Source organism: Dialister micraerophilus DSM 19965 (assembly GCF_000194985.1).
GTDB lineage: Bacteria > Bacillota > Negativicutes > Veillonellales > Dialisteraceae > Dialister > Dialister micraerophilus.
The window spans coordinates 784,207-802,120 of record NZ_GL878519.1; the positions used below are offsets into that span (position 1 = coordinate 784,207).

12 protein-coding genes and 1 riboswitch are annotated in these 17,914 nt (G+C 39.4%); of the genes, 9 read left to right on the plus strand and 3 right to left on the minus strand.

Going from position 1 to position 17,914, the window contains the following annotated elements:
• Positions 1-227: 227 nt before the first annotated feature.
• Complete coding sequence (locus HMPREF9083_RS03670; RefSeq protein ID WP_007556060.1) at positions 228-1,694, minus strand: WG repeat-containing protein; 1,467 nt, start codon at positions 1,692-1,694, stop codon at positions 228-230.
• Positions 1,695-1,936: 242 nt separating this feature from the next.
• Between HMPREF9083_RS03670 and upp the strand changes: the two genes are divergently transcribed.
• Entirely contained in the window at positions 1,937-2,560 is a 624-nt protein-coding gene (upp, locus tag HMPREF9083_RS03675) for a uracil phosphoribosyltransferase (RefSeq protein WP_007554733.1), read from the plus strand.
• Positions 2,561-2,862: 302 nt separating this feature from the next.
• Here the strand turns inward: upp and mscL are convergent, their stop codons facing one another.
• Positions 2,863-3,297: a large conductance mechanosensitive channel protein MscL gene (gene mscL, locus HMPREF9083_RS03680; RefSeq protein WP_007556062.1), complete on the minus strand. Its 435-nt coding sequence runs from the start codon at positions 3,295-3,297 to the stop codon at positions 2,863-2,865.
• Between the two features lie 312 nt (positions 3,298-3,609).
• Here mscL and HMPREF9083_RS03685 point away from each other — a divergent pair, with 312 nt between their 5' ends.
• A complete protein-coding gene (locus HMPREF9083_RS03685; protein ID WP_007556063.1) occupies positions 3,610-7,038 on the plus strand; it encodes a pyruvate carboxylase in 3,429 nt (1,142 codons plus the stop codon).
• An 82-nt stretch (positions 7,039-7,120) separates the two neighbouring features.
• Here HMPREF9083_RS03685 and tyrS read toward each other — a convergent pair whose 3' ends face one another.
• Positions 7,121-8,377 carry a tyrosine--tRNA ligase gene (gene tyrS, locus HMPREF9083_RS03690; protein ID WP_007556064.1) on the minus strand — a complete coding sequence of 419 codons (1,257 nt, stop codon included), beginning with the start codon at positions 8,375-8,377 and terminating at the stop codon, positions 7,121-7,123.
• Between the two features lie 366 nt (positions 8,378-8,743).
• Between tyrS and HMPREF9083_RS03695 the strand changes: the two genes are divergently transcribed.
• The 7 genes from HMPREF9083_RS03695 (at position 8,744) to HMPREF9083_RS03720 (ending at position 17,747) form a co-directional block, all read left to right on the plus strand.
• Positions 8,744-9,436, plus strand: coding sequence for a tRNA threonylcarbamoyladenosine dehydratase (locus HMPREF9083_RS03695; protein WP_007556065.1), 693 nt, complete (start codon positions 8,744-8,746; stop codon positions 9,434-9,436).
• A gap of 8 nt (positions 9,437-9,444) precedes the next feature.
• Positions 9,445-10,131 carry a hypothetical protein gene (locus HMPREF9083_RS03700; RefSeq protein WP_007556066.1) on the plus strand — a complete coding sequence of 229 codons (687 nt, stop codon included), beginning with the start codon at positions 9,445-9,447 and terminating at the stop codon, positions 10,129-10,131.
• Positions 10,128-11,267, plus strand: a complete 1,140-nt coding sequence (locus tag HMPREF9083_RS06425; RefSeq protein WP_007556067.1) for a hypothetical protein — start codon at positions 10,128-10,130, stop codon at positions 11,265-11,267. Before HMPREF9083_RS03700 ends, HMPREF9083_RS06425 begins: the two co-directional genes overlap by 4 nt.
• A gap of 183 nt (positions 11,268-11,450) precedes the next feature.
• A riboswitch (M-box (ykoK) riboswitch) is annotated at positions 11,451-11,617 on the plus strand.
• 82 nt (positions 11,618-11,699) lie between these two features.
• On the plus strand, positions 11,700-14,336 hold the full coding sequence (mgtA, locus tag HMPREF9083_RS03710) for a magnesium-translocating P-type ATPase (protein WP_256998185.1): 2,637 nt from the start codon (positions 11,700-11,702) through the stop codon (positions 14,334-14,336).
• A 342-nt stretch (positions 14,337-14,678) separates the two neighbouring features.
• Entirely contained in the window at positions 14,679-14,987 is a 309-nt protein-coding gene (locus HMPREF9083_RS06695) for an S-layer homology domain-containing protein (protein WP_007556069.1), read from the plus strand.
• Positions 14,988-15,037: 50 nt separating this feature from the next.
• The gene (locus HMPREF9083_RS03715) at positions 15,038-16,021 is read left to right on the plus strand and encodes a porin family protein (RefSeq protein ID WP_007556070.1); all 984 of its coding nucleotides are present in this window, start codon (positions 15,038-15,040) and stop codon (positions 16,019-16,021) included.
• Between the two features lie 322 nt (positions 16,022-16,343).
• Positions 16,344-17,747 (plus strand): S-layer homology domain-containing protein, encoded by a 1,404-nt coding sequence (locus tag HMPREF9083_RS03720; protein ID WP_035062818.1) that lies wholly within the window; start codon positions 16,344-16,346, stop codon positions 17,745-17,747.
• The last annotated feature ends 167 nt before the right edge of the window (positions 17,748-17,914 follow it).

Sequence of the window (17,914 nt, forward strand, 5' to 3'; positions counted from 1 at the left end):
TTTGGTAGTAGGAGAAATGCAGCCGATTTTGGACAGATACAAAGAACTTAAAGGAAGTCCGGAATTAGATGCTATATTGGACGAAGGAAGAGAAAAGGCACATAAAAAAGCAAATGCAACATATGTAAAAGCCATTGAAGCAATGGGCTTATATAGAAAATAAAAACTGAAAATTTTCATATTTACATAGAAAAAAACCGTTGTTTATTTACAACGGTTTTTGTTTTTTACATCATTTCTATTTCATCATAATTTGGTAAAAGTACCCAAATTCCTTCTGTGTTTATTATTCCCCATTTGCCGTTTTTCTTTGCGGGGGCGTAGCCGTTTTTGAAAATTTTTGCGCTTTCGATTTCCTTTTCTTTATGTATTATATTTCCTTTTGTGTCGATGATTGCGAAAAATTCTCCACGTTTGCAAATCCATGTGTAGGGAGTATTTCCGAATTGTTTTATATGTACGTTTTCGGAAAGTGTGAGAATTTCTTCACCGGTTGATGCATCGATGTATGCTTTCGTTCCTTCCAATTTTGCTATTGCACGGTTTTGTCCCAATAGAATTATCTTGTCATAGTCGGATCCGGTTGTGAAATTTCCGCTTTTCATGTCAAGTATTCCTACGGTGTCGAATTCTTTGTCTTTCAAAACGGCATATCCGTCATCTGTAGATATGGAGTCCAATTTCAGGTTTTTACCTTTGTATATTGTATTTCCATGTGTATCTACGAATTTTGTTTCGCCTTTGTTTATAACGAATGTACCGTATTTTGTCATGGGATATACTTTGTCGTTCTTGATGTCTATTACTATATTTCCGCTTTTGTCGATAAATCCTCTTTTTACTTCTTTGTAGGTGTTTCTGTCTACCAAGTCGTCTTCAGGTATATCGTTGAGTGCGGATGTGATGATTACTCCGAGCCATGTTCTTGCTTTTACGGCATTTACTTTGCGGTGGTATTCGGCAACTCCGTACTTGTAGCTTTTAATGTCTTTGTACTTGTTGTTGAAAAGTTTTGTTCCGTTTTCGTCTATTGCTATGTTGTTTCCGTTTTCATCTATTACGAATGCGATGCCTTCGCTGAACTTTGTCAATACTTTTTTGTAACGTGGTGAAATTATTACTTTTCCGTCACCGTTTTTAAATCCGTAAAGCTTGCCCTCTTTGTAGCCGAGTATTCCTTTTTCTCTGCGAAGTGTTTTTTTCGCCTCTTCGTTTGAAATTTCTTTTCCGTTTTTGTCTATGTATTTTTCGTCTTTTTTGGAATTTTGTGCAAGGAAAAATCCGCCCTTTTCAGCTGTGAGTTTTTTGTATTCGGGTTTAAGCGTGATTGTTTCGTCAGTTCCGAATATTCCCCAAAGCTTTTCTTTTCTGACTTTTGCAAGAATTCCGTTTTCGTAGAATGTTGTGTCGTTGTCTACTGTTGTATTTTTGTACTCTGCAAGTTCGGATTTCTCTCTTACGTCAATGAGAAGATCGTCCTTGTCTACCGGCTCGGTTATTCCTTTTACTTTGAATTTTGACGATGAACTTGATGAACTTGATTTTTCTTCAGTTTTGAATGTTTGCTTTTCAATTGTCTGTTTGTGGAATTCACGGTGTATGTGTCCGCCTGTCGTTACGCCGTATTCTGCATTTGCACTTGTGAGTATGAGTGTGCTTGCAAGTGCTGTAAGGATTGCTATGTGTTTTTTCATTTTTCCCTTCTTTCTTTTTATACTCTTTTGAACATATTTTATTTAATACATTGATTTAAAGTTATATTTTTTACTTTTTTCGGAAGTATAATAACATAAATGCTAACAAAAAGTAAAATAACATTTTTATAAATTTTTATATTTTGAAATTTTCTTTTGAAGTGTGTTGTTTTGCAGTTATTTTTATTGAATGTTTGTGCTATTATATATAGGATAAAAATGATGTTTAACAGGAGGGCGCCATGAATATAACAGTTATCGATCATCCTTTGGTACAGCATAAGTTGACTATTATGAGAAAGAAGAATACTTGCTCGGCAGAGTTTCGTAAGTTGCTGAAGGAAATAACCTTGCTTATGGGTTATGAGGTTACACGTGATTTGCAGCTTGAAGAGTTTGAAATTGAAACTCCTTTGGAAAAGACTGCCGGTAAGCGTATTACCGGTAAGAAGCTCGGAATTGTTCCGATTCTTCGTGCAGGTTTCGGCATGGTAGATGCGATGCTTGAACTTGTTCCGTCAGCACGTGTCGGTGTAGTGGGTATGTATCGTGATCCCAAGACTTTCAAGCCGGTTGAATATTATTGCAAGCTGCCTGATATACACAATCGTCAGTTTATTCTTTTGGATCCTATGCTTGCTACCGGCGGAAGTTCGGTTGCGGCAATTCAGATGCTTAAAGATCGCGGTGCAAAAAATATTAAGTTCCTTTGCCTTGTAGCCGCTCCGCAAGGTGTGGAATTGGTAAATCGTGAGCATCCCGATGTACAGATTTATACTGCCGGATTGGATAGAGATTTGGATGAAAACAATTACATTCTCCCCGGTCTCGGTGATGCCGGAGACAGAATTTTCGGCACCAAGTAATTTTGAAATTTGCCTGCACCATGTGTGGGCTTTTTCTTTTGCTTGCATTTGTTGTATTGGAGATATTTTAATCTGAAAGTTTTACCCTTTGAAAAAAGTTTTTAGAGTATCATCAAGATATGATTTTTTAGGTGTATAGATGTTTTTGTTTAATTGAAGTAAGACTTTAGATTTAGTTTTTATAATGAGTTGTAAATAATATTTGAATGTTTAATAATATAACAAAACGACATCGATTTTTTGTTTCGATGTCGTTTTTTATTTTGTATTGTTTAATAACAAGTGTATATTTTGTAATTGTTTTATTTTGTAAGTTGTGCGGTGCAGTGGGGACAGCGTGTTGCTTGTTCGTTTATCGGTTCTTTGCAGTATTCGCATGTGAGCTTTTTTTCCGGAGCTTTTTTCGGTAGGAATTTGTTTATTTGCTTGAGTGTGAAGAATATGCAGAATGCAATAATCAAGAAGTCGATTACGGAGTTCAAGAAGAGTCCGATTGCCATTACGGGAACGCCCAATGCTTTTGCTTCTGCAAGTGTTGATACGGGTGTGGAGCTTAGCGGTATGAAGAAGTTTGACAGGTCTATCCCTCCCATGAGCAGTCCGATCGGCGGCATTATTATGTTTTCTACAAATGACGATACGATTTTTCCGAATGCCGAACCTATAATTACACCTATTGCCATGTCGATAATGTTTCCACGCATTGCGAAGTCTTTGAATTCTTTTAATATTTTCATGCTTTGCTCCTTTCTCCCTTTTCTTGTTTTATTGTAGCATACAAGGTTTTAATTGTAAAAAATAATGTATTTTTATAAAGGAAAAATAAAGCAATCGCAGCTGTTGTGTCTGTGTTGTATTGTCAACTGATTTTTTTATTTCATTTTATTTTGAATAGCTTTTAAAATCAGCATGTTTACTTGTAATTTTTTTAGTTTTTATATTTTTACAAAAAGTTATTGATATTTGTCAACTCTATAAAACTTTGTAATATTTATTGAATTTTATGTATTGGGTGGTAAAATATAGTCATATTATATAAGGAGGCATCCATGAGAAAAATTCAGAAAGTGCTTGTAGCCAACAGAGGTGAGATAGCTATTCGTGTTTTCCGAGCTTGTAAGGAACTTGGAATACGAACTGTCGCAGTTTATTCGAAGGAAGACGTTTTGTCCCTTCATCGAAATCGTGCCGATGAAGCTTATTTGATAGGTGAGGGTGACGAGCCTGTTGCCGCTTACTTGGATATTGAGGAAATTATTCGTATTTGCAAGGAACATAATGTAGATGCGGTTCATCCGGGTTACGGTTTTTTGGCTGAAAATGTAAATCTTGCACGCCGTTGTCATGAGGAAGGAATTATTTTCATCGGACCTCGTGAGGAACATTTGGTAATGTTCGGTGATAAGGTAAATGCACGTGAGCAGGCGAAGCTTGCAGATATACCGATGATTCCGGGTACACATGGTGCAGTAAAGAGTTTTGATGATGTAAAAGAATTTGCGGAGAAATACGGTTTCCCGATTATGATCAAAGCTGTAAACGGCGGCGGCGGTCGCGGTATGCGCAGTGTAGATTGCATGGACGACCTCGTAAGCGCTTATAGTATGGCGAAGACCGAGGCGAAACTTGCTTTCGGTGATGATGAAGTATATGCGGAACGTTGCGTTGTAAATCCCAAGCATATCGAAGTGCAAATTATAGGTGACGGAAAAGGGAATATTATTCACCTTTTCGAACGTGATTGTTCAATACAGAGAAGACATCAGAAAGTTATAGAAATGGCTCCTGCATGGTCTCTTCCGCTTGAATTGCGTAAACGCATTTGTGATGCGGCAGTAAAGTTGATGAAGAATGTAAAATACCTTAATGCAGGTACCGTAGAATTTTTGGTTGATGAAAATAAGAAGGACTTTTATTTCATAGAAGTAAACCCTCGTATACAGGTTGAACATACCGTTACGGAAATGATTACGGATGTAGATATTGTACGTACACAAATTTTGATTGCCGAAGGATATGCTTTGGACGGTGAAGAAATCAGAATAGGCAAGCAAGAGGAAATCAAGCATGAGGGTGTTGCAATTCAGTGTCGTATAACCACTGAAAATCCGCAGAACAATTTCATGCCGGATACGGGTAAGATTGTCGCATATAGAAGTTGCGGCGGTCCGGGTGTGCGTTTGGATGCCGGTACGGCATATACGGGTGCTATTATTACACCGTACTATGATTCGCTTTTGGTGAAGGTAAGTGTGCATGCGTCCAATGCGAAGGATACTGTAAGACGTATGCTTCGTTGTCTTGATGAATTCCGTATAAGCGGAGTGCAGACGAATATATACTTCCTTCAGAATATGCTCAATACCGAAGATTTCCAAAACGGTTTGTGCGATGTAAATTACATAGATCGTCATCACGAATTGCTCAAGGATACGGTTGAAGTAAGCGACAGAGGTACAAAACTTCTTGATTACATCGGAGATATAGTTGTAAACGGATATGCAGGTGCAGGCCATCAGGACAAGCCGAATTTCGATCCGCTTTATAAGTTGGATGCCGGAAAAGAACCTCTACCAAAAGGTACACGTCAGCTCCTTGACGAAATGGGTGTAGATAAATTTATAAAGTACATACACGATAAAAAAGAAGTAATGTTCATGGATACGACTTATCGTGATGCACATCAGTCGCTTTTGGCAACTCGTGTAAGAACGCACGATATCATGAATGCGATACGTTATACCGCCACAAAAGTGCCGCAACTTTTCTCTTTTGAAAACTGGGGAGGTGCGACATTTGACGTTGCATACAGATTCCTTGACGAAAGTCCGTGGGACCGTTTGCACAAAATGCGTGAAGCCGCTCCGAATATTTTATTCCAGATGCTTACACGTGGTGCAAATGCCGTAGGATACCTCAATTATCCGGAGAATGTAATTCGTCAATTCATCGAACGTGCAGCGGTAAACGGCATAGATGTATTCCGTATATTCGACTGTTTGAACCAGCTCGACCACATGACGGTAACGATAGATGAAGTAAGAAAACAGGGTAAAATAGCTGAAACTGCATTCTGTTATACGGGTGATATTTTGGACGATCGCCGTCAGAAATATTCATTGAAATACTACACCGACCTTGCAAAATCCATGCAAAATGCAGGTGCAAATATTATTGCGATAAAAGACATGGCAGGACTTTTGAAACCTCAAGCGGCATATGTACTTATAAGCGCACTCAAAGATGCGGTAGATTTACCGATACACTTGCACAGTCACGAAGGCAGCGGATGTACTCAATACATGTATACACGTGCAATAGATGCAGGAGTGGATATTGTAGACGTGGCAACAAGTGCATTATCCGGCGGAACTGCACAACCGTCCATGTCCTCGCTCTACTATGCACTTCAAAATCACAAGCGTCAGCCGAAACTCGACATAGACGCACTTGAAGAGATAGATCGCTACTGGCAGGGTGTACGTCCCTACTATGCAGGAGTGGACAGTAAAATCACCGGAGCGAATACAACGGTATATCGCCATGAAATGCCGGGAGGACAATACTCAAATCTTCGTCAGCAGGCAAGAGGCTTGGGACTTGGTGAACGTTGGGCGGAAATTTGTGAAATGTACGGCAAGGTAAATATGCTTTTCGGAGATATCGTAAAAGTAACACCCTCATCAAAAGTTGTCGGAGACATGACACTTTTTATGATTAACAACGGAATTGATGAAAAAAATATTTACGAAAAAGGACAAAAATTAAGTTTCCCGAAATCGGTAGTAGACTTCTTTGACGGAAAACTCGGAACACCTTACGGAGGATTTCCGAAGAAACTTCAAAACCTCGTACTGAGAGGAAAGAAACCTCACCTTGAAGAAAAGCCTAAAGACATAGACTTTGAAAAAGTAAAGAAAGATATGACGGCAAAAGGTTTGAAAGTGACGGAAAACACACTCGCATCATACAATATTTATCCGTTGGTATTTGCCGGATACACCGATAGATACAAGAAATACGGAGACCTTTCCGTACTTGATACACCGACATTTTTCTTCGGTATGAATGTGGGCGAAGAAATACGTGTAAATATCGAAAAAGGTAAAATGCTTATAATAAAACTCGACAGCATTTCACCGCCCAATCGTGAAGGTAAACGTCGTGTACTCTTCGAATTGAACGGTATGCCGCGTGAAATTACGGTATTTGACAAACACGCAAATACAGATGCCGTAGTATCAAGAAAAGCGGACAAAAATATCGCAGGAGAAATCGGTGCGACACTCTCGGGATCGGTAGTGAAAATACTTGCCGGAAAAGGTACATCCGTAAAGAAAGGACAACCTCTCATAGTTACTGAAGCCATGAAGATGGAAACGGTAATAAAATCCCCGATTGATGGACTTATTGCAGAAGTACTTGTAAAACAAGGCTCACGCATCGAAACCGGAGATTTACTCATGGTAATTGAATAAAAAACAAAAATTCCCTTTACAAACGTAGAGGGAATTTTGATTTTCCGCACAAAAAAGACGGCACATAAGTGCCGCCTTACTGTTATTCACCAATCTTGATTGAGAAATATTTTTTCTTACCTTTACGAACTATAATGTATTTTCCTTCGGTATTTGGATGAGCGGTTACATTTGCTTCAAGATCCGTCACCTTTACACCGTTAATACTTATAGCACCGTTTTCAATATCTTCTCTTGCCTGACGTTTGGACTTTTCAACTCCGCCCTGTACAAGAGCCTCAACTATATTCATCGGAGCTTCGTGAACATTTCCGCCTTCGGTGTTTTTGAAAGCACCTTCAATTTCGGAAAGTGTCAACTCCTGAATGTTACCGGTAAAGAGAGCTTCCGTTACTTTGAGAGCCTCTTTCAAACCGTCTTCTCCATGTACGAAACGTGTAACCTCTTCTGCAAGACGTTTCTGTGCCGTACGTTTTTCCGGTTGAGACTGTGTAAGCTTGTCGAGTTCATCTATTTCTTCCTTTGTAAGGAAAGTAAAGAACTTCAAGTAACGAACCACATCACGATCATCCTGATTGAACCAGAACTGGTAGAATTCGTAAGTGGAAGTTTTCTTTGAATCGAGCCATACCGCACCGCCGGCAGTTTTGCCGAACTTCGTACCGTCGGCCTTGAGCATGAGAGGAATGGTCAAACCGTAAACTTGCGCCTGACGACCTTCCTTTGTATGAATGAAATCTACACCGGAAGTAATATTTCCCCACTGATCCGCACCGCCGATTTGAAGCTGTACATCACGAGTCAAGTACAAATGTCTGAAATCTATAGACTGAAGTATTTGGTAAGTAAATTCGGTAAAAGAAATACCGGTATCAAGACGACTTGCGACTATATCCTTTGCAAGCATCGTGTTGATATTGAAATGTTTACCGTAATCTCTCAAAAGATCCAATAAAGAAATCTTTGAAAGCCATTCGTAATTGTTGACGAAAGTAATATTCTCCGAACCTCCGAAGAGTTTCGTGAGCTGAGCGGTCAAACATTTTACATTATGTTCAACTTTTTCCATAGACTGCAAAACACGTTCCGTTTTGCGTCCGCTCGGATCACCGATAGAACCGGTAGCACCGCCGATCAACATGTAAGGATGATGTCCCGCCAACTGAAAGCGTTTGAGCATCATGAAAGGTATTAAATGACCGATGTGCATACTGTCACCGGTGGGGTCAACGCCGCAATACAGAGAGATCGCTTTCTCTCCCGTCAATTTATACAATCCTTCTGCATCAGTTTGCTGATTTATGGCACCGCGCCATGTCAATTCATCAATAATGTTCATAGACTCCACCTTTCTTTGGGATGACTGATTTTATGCACAACCCTAAGACCTTCGCGACGGACTTCGATTAAAATTAATCGACAGGTCATAATAAAATCGGTACTCCAATATTTTTTTAAAAATTTATGTTACAGGTAACCCAAAACATATTCTCTATAATATAACACAAAAATTAATATTTAGCTAGAGATTAGGTGCTTTAAAGTGAAAAAGTTTTAATACTTTTTATGTATTGATTGAAAATGTATAATCATGAAAGAAAACCGAAATAAATTCGATAAATATATTTGAAATAAAAGTTTTCATGAAAGCGTTTGCGGAAAGTTTTTGCTATAATGATAAAGATAAAGAAAAAGGAGAAATTTGATGAAATCTGTATTTCAAAGAACCATACGTACACTGGGTGAAGAAAATCTTGAAAAACTCAAAACGAAAACCGTTGCCGTATTCGGTACGGGCGGAGTGGGATCGTATGCCTGTGAAGCATTGGTGCGTGCAGGTGTAGGAAACCTCATATTTATAGATAAAGACGTTGTAGACGAAACAAATATCAACAGACAACTTGTGGCGGACCTCACAACGGTAGGAAGAATAAAAGTCGAAGTAATGAAAGAACGTGCAATGCGTGTAAATCCGGAATGCAACGTACAAATCAAAGCGGAAAGATTTGAAAGCGGAGATGTGGAATTTATCAAAAATCTTCATGCGGACTTTATAGTGGATGCGATAGATGACGTAGCGGCAAAAATTTCAATGGCGAAAATATGTGAAGACGAAAACATACCCCATGCATCATCTATGGGTACCGGAAACCGTATACATCCAGAACTTTTGCAAATTGCAGACATATACAAAACGGATATTTGTCCGCTTGCGAAAAAAATACGCAAAGAACTCAGAAAACAAAGAGTAAAAAAACTTACAACGATATACTCGAAAGAAAAACCGCGTGAAATAATCGGCGAAGGAAATGCCGTAGGATCCATATCATTTGTACCTCCGGTAGCCGGAATGATGCTCGCCGGTATAGCGGTACGCACACTTTTGGAAATAGAATAGGAGAAAATATGAAAAAAATAATTACATCTGCAATACTTATAGTAATGATGACCTGCGGTATTGCAAATGCTGAAAAACTTCAATTTCCGCAAGGAGAGACATTGGACTTGAGCGAAAAAGTCGGAGTCTATGACGCTGAAAATTCGTTCACTGTAAAAATGATAAGAAAAGAAATAGACAAAAAAGAAACACAAGAAAAAATAAAAGAAAGCCTCTTGAACTCGGGAGTGACAACAAATGTCGAAGAAGCGACAAATACAGTCACGAACATAATAAAAAATACACGCATATACCAATTGAGAAGCAACACGAAAGAAAACTACTACCAAGGAATACTCGTAAGCGTATATGTAAAAAACGGCGATAAAACGAAATTGAAACAACTTCGGGAAAATCTTGAGAAAGAAAGCGAAAATATCGACCTCGTAGGAATAGCTATAAAATCATACATAAAAAACATACCTTTGGACATAAAAGAAAAAGACATGAAAAAAAGTAAAAAAGGAATCGAATACACAGAAAAAGAAACGAAAGCCGATTTTGAAAATGCAGACTATTCAAGCGATCTGTACACCGACACAATAATCATAAAAGGAAAAGAAGGAAGCACATACTCGGTATTCAATACTACACAAGTAGCGGCAAAATACTTCAGACCCTTTATTGAACAAGCATTGAGAGGTATGGAAAAATGAGAAAACTTACAACGATAATACTTGCAATGCTTATGACCATGTCGATTACAGGCATACGGGCAAACACACCGCAAGGCGGAAATTTGAGAATAAATCCGAACTATACGAATGAAGAAAAAATAAATAAACCGGACGAAAAAACGGAAAGTAAATACAGAAAAAATTCAAAAGAAAGTCCGGCAAAAGCGGAAGAAAAAATAAAACAAGATAAAAAACAAGATACAAAACAATCCGCAAATAAAGAAGAAAAAAATACAAAAACTGAAGTAAAAACTGAAAAAGAAACGAAAAAGGACGAAGTAAAAGCGGAAAAAGAAGAAGTAAAAAAACTCGAAAAAACCGAAAAAATCGAAAACGAAAAAACAAATAAAGACGAAACCGAAAAATCCGACAATTACGAAAAAATCGAAAACGTAAAAGAAGAAAAGAAAAACGACAAAGAAGACAAAAAAGAACTTGAAGAAGAAAAAGCCCTCGAACTCTCCGCAGTTTTTGAAACACAAATGCCGAAATTTTTCACCGGAGAACTTCCGATAAAAGGATTTTTGAACGAACTCGACTATCCGAAAAATATAAAATTCACACCGATGATAAATAAAAAATTACCGGAAATTGAAGAAATACCCCAAGAAATTTTAAACATGATGGGTGCAATATATGTAAAAAAAGACCATGTACTTGCAAAAGCCGGAGTTTTCGGCATAGAATTTCCGAAAATACTCTTCATACCGGAAGCGGAAGGGATGTTTCTTGAAAACGGAATAGACAAAAGACTTGTAAAACCCATACTCGGATTTAATACGAAATTCGTAAATGCGGGTACGATTGTAAACGAATTTTTAAAAAATTTAATAGCGAAAGTAAGAAACGACAATCTTCCGATACCCTATGACTTTGCAAATGCGGATATAGATGAAGTGATGCAATTCCAAAGAGATGAAAAAAATCCCGACCTCTACAGTGCGGGACTGCGTGGAAAAATGCTCATAGACGGATTTGTACTGCCGGTAACGATGAAAGTCGACTTCATGCGTAAAGGTGACGTATACAGAATAATATTCATCGCATATGACGACTCGCAAAAAGAAATAATGGAACCGGCGGAAAAGAAAATACTCGAACTTGCAACGCAATAAATACATATAATGAAAGCATGCTAACGCATAATTTCATGCATTATAAAAGCACTCGTAAGAGTGTTTTTTAATTATATTTATATGTAAAAATCAAAAAAACATTTCAACTGAAAATATTTCATAAAAATAACATAAAAAATCCTTGATTTTTTCTTATCGAGTGCTATACTGTCTTTGTAATTGTATCGGACTTGTTCGGTGAGGCTCCTATATAAACATAGGCTGCTGCCCAAAAACGTCGAGAGACGCCAATGGGTGTAACAGGATTTGTCGAAATAAGGCATATCTTAACGCAGCTAACTCAATGTTTACGTTGTATAGTGCTAAAACTCAGACGATTGAGTACATAGAGCTTCTCCTGTTCGGGAGGAGTTTTTTTCATGCAAGAACAAAAGTCCTATCCTATAAAAGATTACAGAAAGGATGAGGAAAATGAAAACAATTACCATGTATGAAGCGGCACGTGTTGACAAAAATGAGTTGTATAATTTGTACGACACTCCGCAAAACGGTCTTGACGATGCGGAAGCGAAAAAGAGGCTGGAGCAATTCGGAAAAAATACTACACGTATCGACAAAAAAGAACCTTTTTGGCTCAAAGTATTAAAAGTATTCTCCAGTCCGTTCACATTGGTACTCTTGGGACTCGGTGTGATTTCATTTATGACGGAATACGTATTTGCAGATGTCGGCGATAAAGATGCGACAAGTGCAATTATTATATTTCTTCTCGTACTTGCAAGCGGAACGATGACACTCATTCAGAATGACCGTTCGGACAAAGCGGCGAAGAAACTGCAATCCATTGTAGAAATATCCGCTGCAGTCAAACGTAACGGTACTTTCTCGGAAATACCGACAAGCACGATTGTTCCCGGCGACTTGGTCGCTTTACGTGCAGGCGACATGATTCCGGCGGACATGCGACTTCTATCCTCAAAAGACTTGTTTATATCGCAGACCTCACTCACGGGCGAAAGCTACCCCGTTGAAAAGAAAGCGGATGCAGTTGTGAAAGAAGGAGATGCCCCTATTTCCTTCGGTAATATTTGTTATACGGGCAGCGAAGTCGTCAGCGGAAGTGCAATCGGAATTGTAGTAAGTACCGGACTGAATACAATGTTCGGCGACATAGTACGCCAATTGGCATCGGCTCCGATCAAAACTAGTTTCGATATCGGTATAGAAAAGACATCAAAATTGCTCGTACGATTCATGATGGTCATGGCACCGCTCGTCATCATCATCAACGGATTGACAAAAGGGAATTGGCTCGATGCACTGCTCTTCGGTATCTCGATAGCGGTAGGTTTGACACCGGAAATGCTTCCGATGATTGTAACGACCAACCTCGTCAAGGGAGCGAACGACCTCGCAAAGAGAAAAACTATTGTCAGAAGTCTGAACTCGATGCAAAACTTCGGAGCGATAGACGTACTCTGTACAGATAAAACAGGCACATTGACACAAAATCAAATCGTACTGGAATACCATCTCGGTATCAATGGAGAAAGCAGCAATCGTGTACTGAAACACGCCTACCTTAACAGCTATTTCCAAACAGGACTCAAAAACTTGATGGATAAAGCGATTATCAAGGCGGCAGATGAAGAAATATCCGGCTTGGAAGTCGGTTATGAAAAAATAGATGAAATACCCTTTGATTTTGTCAGACGAAGAATGAGTGTAGTCGTAGCGGACAAAAACGGAAAAACACAACTCATTACAAAAGGCGCTTTGGAAGAAATGCTTTCAATCTCCTCATTTGTAGACATTGACGGAAAAGTACGTCCTCTGACGGACAAAGACAGAAATAAAATTGTAGAAGATGTAGATAAACTCAATCAGAAAGGTTTCCGTGTACTCGGTGTCGCACAGAAAACAAATCCGCCGGACGTAGATGCCTTCTCCATAGAAGACGAACACGACATGGTCATGATAGGATACCTTGCATTCCTCGATCCGCCGAAAGAAACCACACATGCGGCGATTATGGCATTGAAACGTCATCATGTCGATGTAAAAGTACTGACAGGAGACAGCGAACTCGTCACACGTCACGTCTGCAAAGAAGTCGGAATGGACATCGGCGACATCGTATTCGGTGAAGACCTTATCGGCATAACCGAAAAAGAATTGGCAAAAATTGCGGAAGAACACGTTGCATTTGTAAAATTGACACCTACACAAAAAGCCGACATTGTGCGTGTACTCAGACAAAACGGACATGTAGTCGGATTTATGGGAGACGGTATAAATGACTCGCCCGCCATGCGACAAGCGGACGTATCAATTTCAGTCGACAATGCTGTCGATATAGCAAAAGACTCCGCCGACATTATCTTGCTCGAAAAAGATTTACTCGTTTTGGAACAAGGACTTGTCAAAGGACGAGAAGTTTTCGGCAACATCATGAAGTACATCAAAGCGACAACAAGCTCCAACTTCGGGAATATTTTCTCCGTACTGCTTGCAAGTATTTTCCTGCCCTTCTTGCCGATGACACCCGTACAACTTCTGTTTCTGAATTTGGTATACGATCTGTCCTGCATGGCAATACCTTGGGACCATATGGATATGGAATACTTGGAAAAACCGAAAAAATGGGAAGCGGCAAGCATACGCAACTTCATGATATGGTTCGGTCCGACAAGCTCGGTATTCGATCAGACGACATTCCTTTTCATGTACTGGCTGATTATACCTATGAGCATGGGACTCAACTACGTACAACTGACCTCCGGCACGGACATCACCACATTTGAAAGCATTTTCCATACCGGTTGGTTCATAATGAGTTTGTGGACACAGACACTCGTCCTCTATGCTCTGCGTACACCGAAATTCCCCTTTATAGAAAGTCGACCCGCTTTCAGTATGATGACAATTACCCTGCTCGGAATGCTGGTCGGAACGGTGATACCGTTTACCGTTGTCGGTAAATTCTTAAACCTTTTACCCGTTCCCGATAACTTCTGGATACTGCTCATTATCAATGTGGCATTCTACTTGGGACTGGTAACACTTATAAAGAAAATATATGTAAAGAAATATACAAGACTTCTGTAAAAATAAATCCCTTTTGCGAAAGTGAAAGGGATTTTAAAATGCGAAAAAAATAAAATACCATGTTATGAAAATAATATTTTGTTATGAAATATAAAGAATATAAAATATATAAAAAACGAACAAAAAACATAAAACGAGCGGAAAACCGAAAAAATATGCACAATAAGTCGATAACGGGAAATTTTAACTGAAAAATGTATAAAATCATTTAAAATATTGCAAAAAGCAATTACAATGTAATATAATTCAGTATGTAATATTCATTAGCTTCGATAATGTAAAGAGGAAACAAGGTAACTCTTTGTACATTTCAAAAAGGAGCGTTTTTAAAAGGAGATAAAAATGAAAAAGATTTTCGCATTGGCAGCGGTAGCTGCACTCACAGCAGGTGTAAGCGCATATGCGGCAAACCCGTTCAGTGACGTAGGTACGGATCACTGGGCATATCAGGCTGTAGCGGACTTGTCCGCACAAGGTGTAGTGGAAGGATACCCGAACGGCACATTCGGCGGAGAAAAGCACATTACACGTTTTGAAGTTGCACAGATCGTTGCAAGACTTCTCGCACAGAAAAGTCAGCTCAATGCTCAGCAGAAAGCGACAGTTGAACAGAATACGCTGACGAACTTTCCAACCTCGGCGTTCGTGTAAATAACCTCGAAAACAAAGTAGGAAACATTACATGGACAGGCGACTCTCGTGTGAAATATGAACGTGAGATGAAATTGGATCCGAATGATGACTCACACTATGAAACTACAGGACGTATTCGTTTAAACGTAATAGCACAGACAAGTCCGGAAATGGCAGTGAAAGCACGTCTTGTAAATACATTCAGCTTTGACGGAAAGAATTTGGAGCGTAAGCCGTACGGTGACAACGGTCTTATTAAGGTAGATCGTCTTCACGCCGAATACTCACCGATGAAAAATACCATGATTGATTTCGGACGTACAGATGCGGTCATCGGATCGGGAGCATGGTACGGAAAAGGTATCAACGGTATTGTGGCAACCTATGACAACAATACTATCGGCTTGCAAGCAGGATACGGACGTCTGACCGATTATGGTAACTTGGAACAGGAGTACTACCTCCCAAATAAAGACTCCACAAAACGTGATTTGGTAGTAGAAAACCCGTTCAATATCGATGCAAATAAAGAAATGTGGTTCGTACAGGGACACACGATGCTCGGTAAGTACGTGACACTCGGTGCTTTCTTCACACACTTCAATAAAAAAGAAAGTACAAAACCGGCAGGAGAATTTGTCGGAGTCAACGGTAAAGTACAACTTGGAGATGCATTGAGCCTTGACGGTGAATATGTCGGAAATCGTCACCTTGTAACCAAAGTAACCGAAGCGGACCACAAAGCACGTTTTTGGAATGCCGGACTCACCTATCGTCTCGGTATGGCAAAATTGGGACTTCACTACTATGACGTGGAAGCCGGTTCCTATATCGGCGGATCGAATTTGGCACTTTCACACGGTATGGACGGTGCATCAGGCAGATGTTTCTGGTCGGCATCTCTTGTAATGCCGGTCGCAGAAGATGTGACACTTGAAGCAAACTATAACTTCAAATCTAAGGCGCAACCACGCATTCAAGCTGACGGAGCTAAACCGGTAGTGGCTTCATTGTTTAACTACTGGAATGTATCCTTGAACTATACATTCTAAACAATACGAATGAAAGAACTCATCGAAAGGTGGGTTCTTTTTTTTGATATAAAAAATAAAATATATAAACAAAAATATAACGATTAAATAAATAAAATTTATACGTAGAAATCATTTAAAAAACAAATAAATATAAAAATGGAAAACGAAGATTATAATGAGTTATAAAAATTTTTTTGAACGTATAAACAATAAAAATCAAATAAACTTTGAAATATTTGTAAAACTGTGCTAGAATGTATGTGTCACGAAGGCTCCGGTGACAAACGAGGAAACACGGAAACTCGCAAATATAGGAGCGAATTTGAAAGGAGAAAATCTCATGAAAAAGATTCTCGCATTGGCAGCAGTAGCTGCACTCACAGCAGGCGTAAGCGCATACGCAGCAAATCCGTTCAGTGACGTAAGCACAGATCACTGGGCATATCAGGCAGTAGCAGACTTGTCCGCACAGGGCGTAGTAGAAGGCTACCCGAACGGCACATTCCAGGGTGAAAAACACATTACCCGTTACGAAGTTGCACAGATCGTTGCAAGACTTCTCGCTCAGGAAAGCCAGCTCAACGCTCAGCAGAGAGCAACAGTTGAAAAATTGGCAGCAGAATACGCTGACGAATTGAACAACCTCGGCGTTCGTGTAAGCAACCTCGAAAACAAAGTAGGAAACGTTACATGGGGCGGAGATGCTCGTGTAAAATTCGAACGTGCAAGCTTGAAAGAAGCAAATAAAGCTGCTAAGGAAAAAGCTGTAGCAGAAAATGCTCAAGTAAAACAAGCTAAACAGGATTTGGATACAGCAAATAAGGGCCAAGATGAACAAGCTAAGAAAGACAAGAAAACAGCTTATGACAAGGCTGTAAAAACAGCAGGAGATACTTATGATGCAGCTCATAAAGATGATGCTGAACATGCAGATGCATACTTAGCTCGTATCCGTTTGAACCTTAAGGCTCAGGCTAACGACAAAGTAGCAGTAAAAGCTCGTTTGGCTACAGAATTCGACCTCAAAGACGGCGGAGACATGGCAGTTGAAGTTGAAAGACTTCATGCCGAATACGCTCCGGCAGAAGGTTTTACACTCGACTTAGGTCGTACAGATGCAACACTCGGCGCAGGTTTGCTCTATGACGATACATTTGACGGTGTAGTAGCTTCCTATGGTATCGGTCAGTTCAACCTTCAGGCAGGTTACGGCCGTTACAGAGAAATGAAGGGTGCTCAATACGAAGTAAATAATGTTAAGAAAGACAGAGAAGCAATTTTCGTACAGGGATCCACAAAGATTGCAGACCAGGTAAACATCGGCGCATTCTACACACGTCTTGAAAAACTCGATGCTGAAAAAGATCAGGATGCAAAGGCATTCTACGGTGTAAACGCAAAGGCAGATCTCTACAAGGGACTTTCAGTAGACGGTGAATACGTAAGAAGAGATGATAAGGTTGCTGACGAGCATCCGGCTATGTGGACAGCAGGCGCTGCATATGAATTCGGACCGGCAACACTCGGCGTTCACTACTATGATGTAGATGCAAATGCATATTTCGGCGGATCCACAGCAGCATACTTATATGACAATGCTAAGTTCTGGATTGCAAGCGGTGAAGTAGCAGTGGCTAAGGACGTTACTTTGAAAGCTGACTACTTATTCAAGGGTGAACAGAAGGATGACAGCTCCAAGGATCTTGATTCAGTATGGAATGTTTCCTTGAACTACGTATTCTAATAAATACGAATCAAAAGAACTCATCGAAAGATGGGTTCTTTTTTTGATATAAAAATAAAATATATAAATAAAATATAACGATTACACAAATAAAATTTATTTTTTAAACGTAAAATAATCGCTTCGAGTTAAAAATATAAATCGAGATTTATGTTTGTAAAACATTC

Bases quoted from the DNA above. Each gene is read 5' to 3' on its own strand.
- HMPREF9083_RS03670 (WP_007556060.1), bottom strand. From the start codon at position 1,694: ATGAAAAAACACATAGCAATCCTTACAGCACTTGCAAGCACACTCATA.
- upp (WP_007554733.1), top strand. From the start codon at position 1,937: ATGAATATAACAGTTATCGATCATCCTTTGGTACAGCATAAGTTGACT.
- mscL (WP_007556062.1), bottom strand. From the start codon at position 3,297: ATGAAAATATTAAAAGAATTCAAAGACTTCGCAATGCGTGGAAACATT.
- HMPREF9083_RS03685 (WP_007556063.1), top strand. From the start codon at position 3,610: ATGAGAAAAATTCAGAAAGTGCTTGTAGCCAACAGAGGTGAGATAGCT.
- tyrS (WP_007556064.1), bottom strand. From the start codon at position 8,377: ATGAACATTATTGATGAATTGACATGGCGCGGTGCCATAAATCAGCAA.
- HMPREF9083_RS03695 (WP_007556065.1), top strand. From the start codon at position 8,744: ATGAAATCTGTATTTCAAAGAACCATACGTACACTGGGTGAAGAAAAT.
- HMPREF9083_RS03700 (WP_007556066.1), top strand. From the start codon at position 9,445: ATGAAAAAAATAATTACATCTGCAATACTTATAGTAATGATGACCTGC.
- HMPREF9083_RS06425 (WP_007556067.1), top strand. From the start codon at position 10,128: ATGAGAAAACTTACAACGATAATACTTGCAATGCTTATGACCATGTCG.
- mgtA (WP_256998185.1), top strand. From the start codon at position 11,700: ATGAAAACAATTACCATGTATGAAGCGGCACGTGTTGACAAAAATGAG.
- HMPREF9083_RS06695 (WP_007556069.1), top strand. From the start codon at position 14,679: ATGAAAAAGATTTTCGCATTGGCAGCGGTAGCTGCACTCACAGCAGGT.
- HMPREF9083_RS03720 (WP_035062818.1), top strand. From the start codon at position 16,344: ATGAAAAAGATTCTCGCATTGGCAGCAGTAGCTGCACTCACAGCAGGC.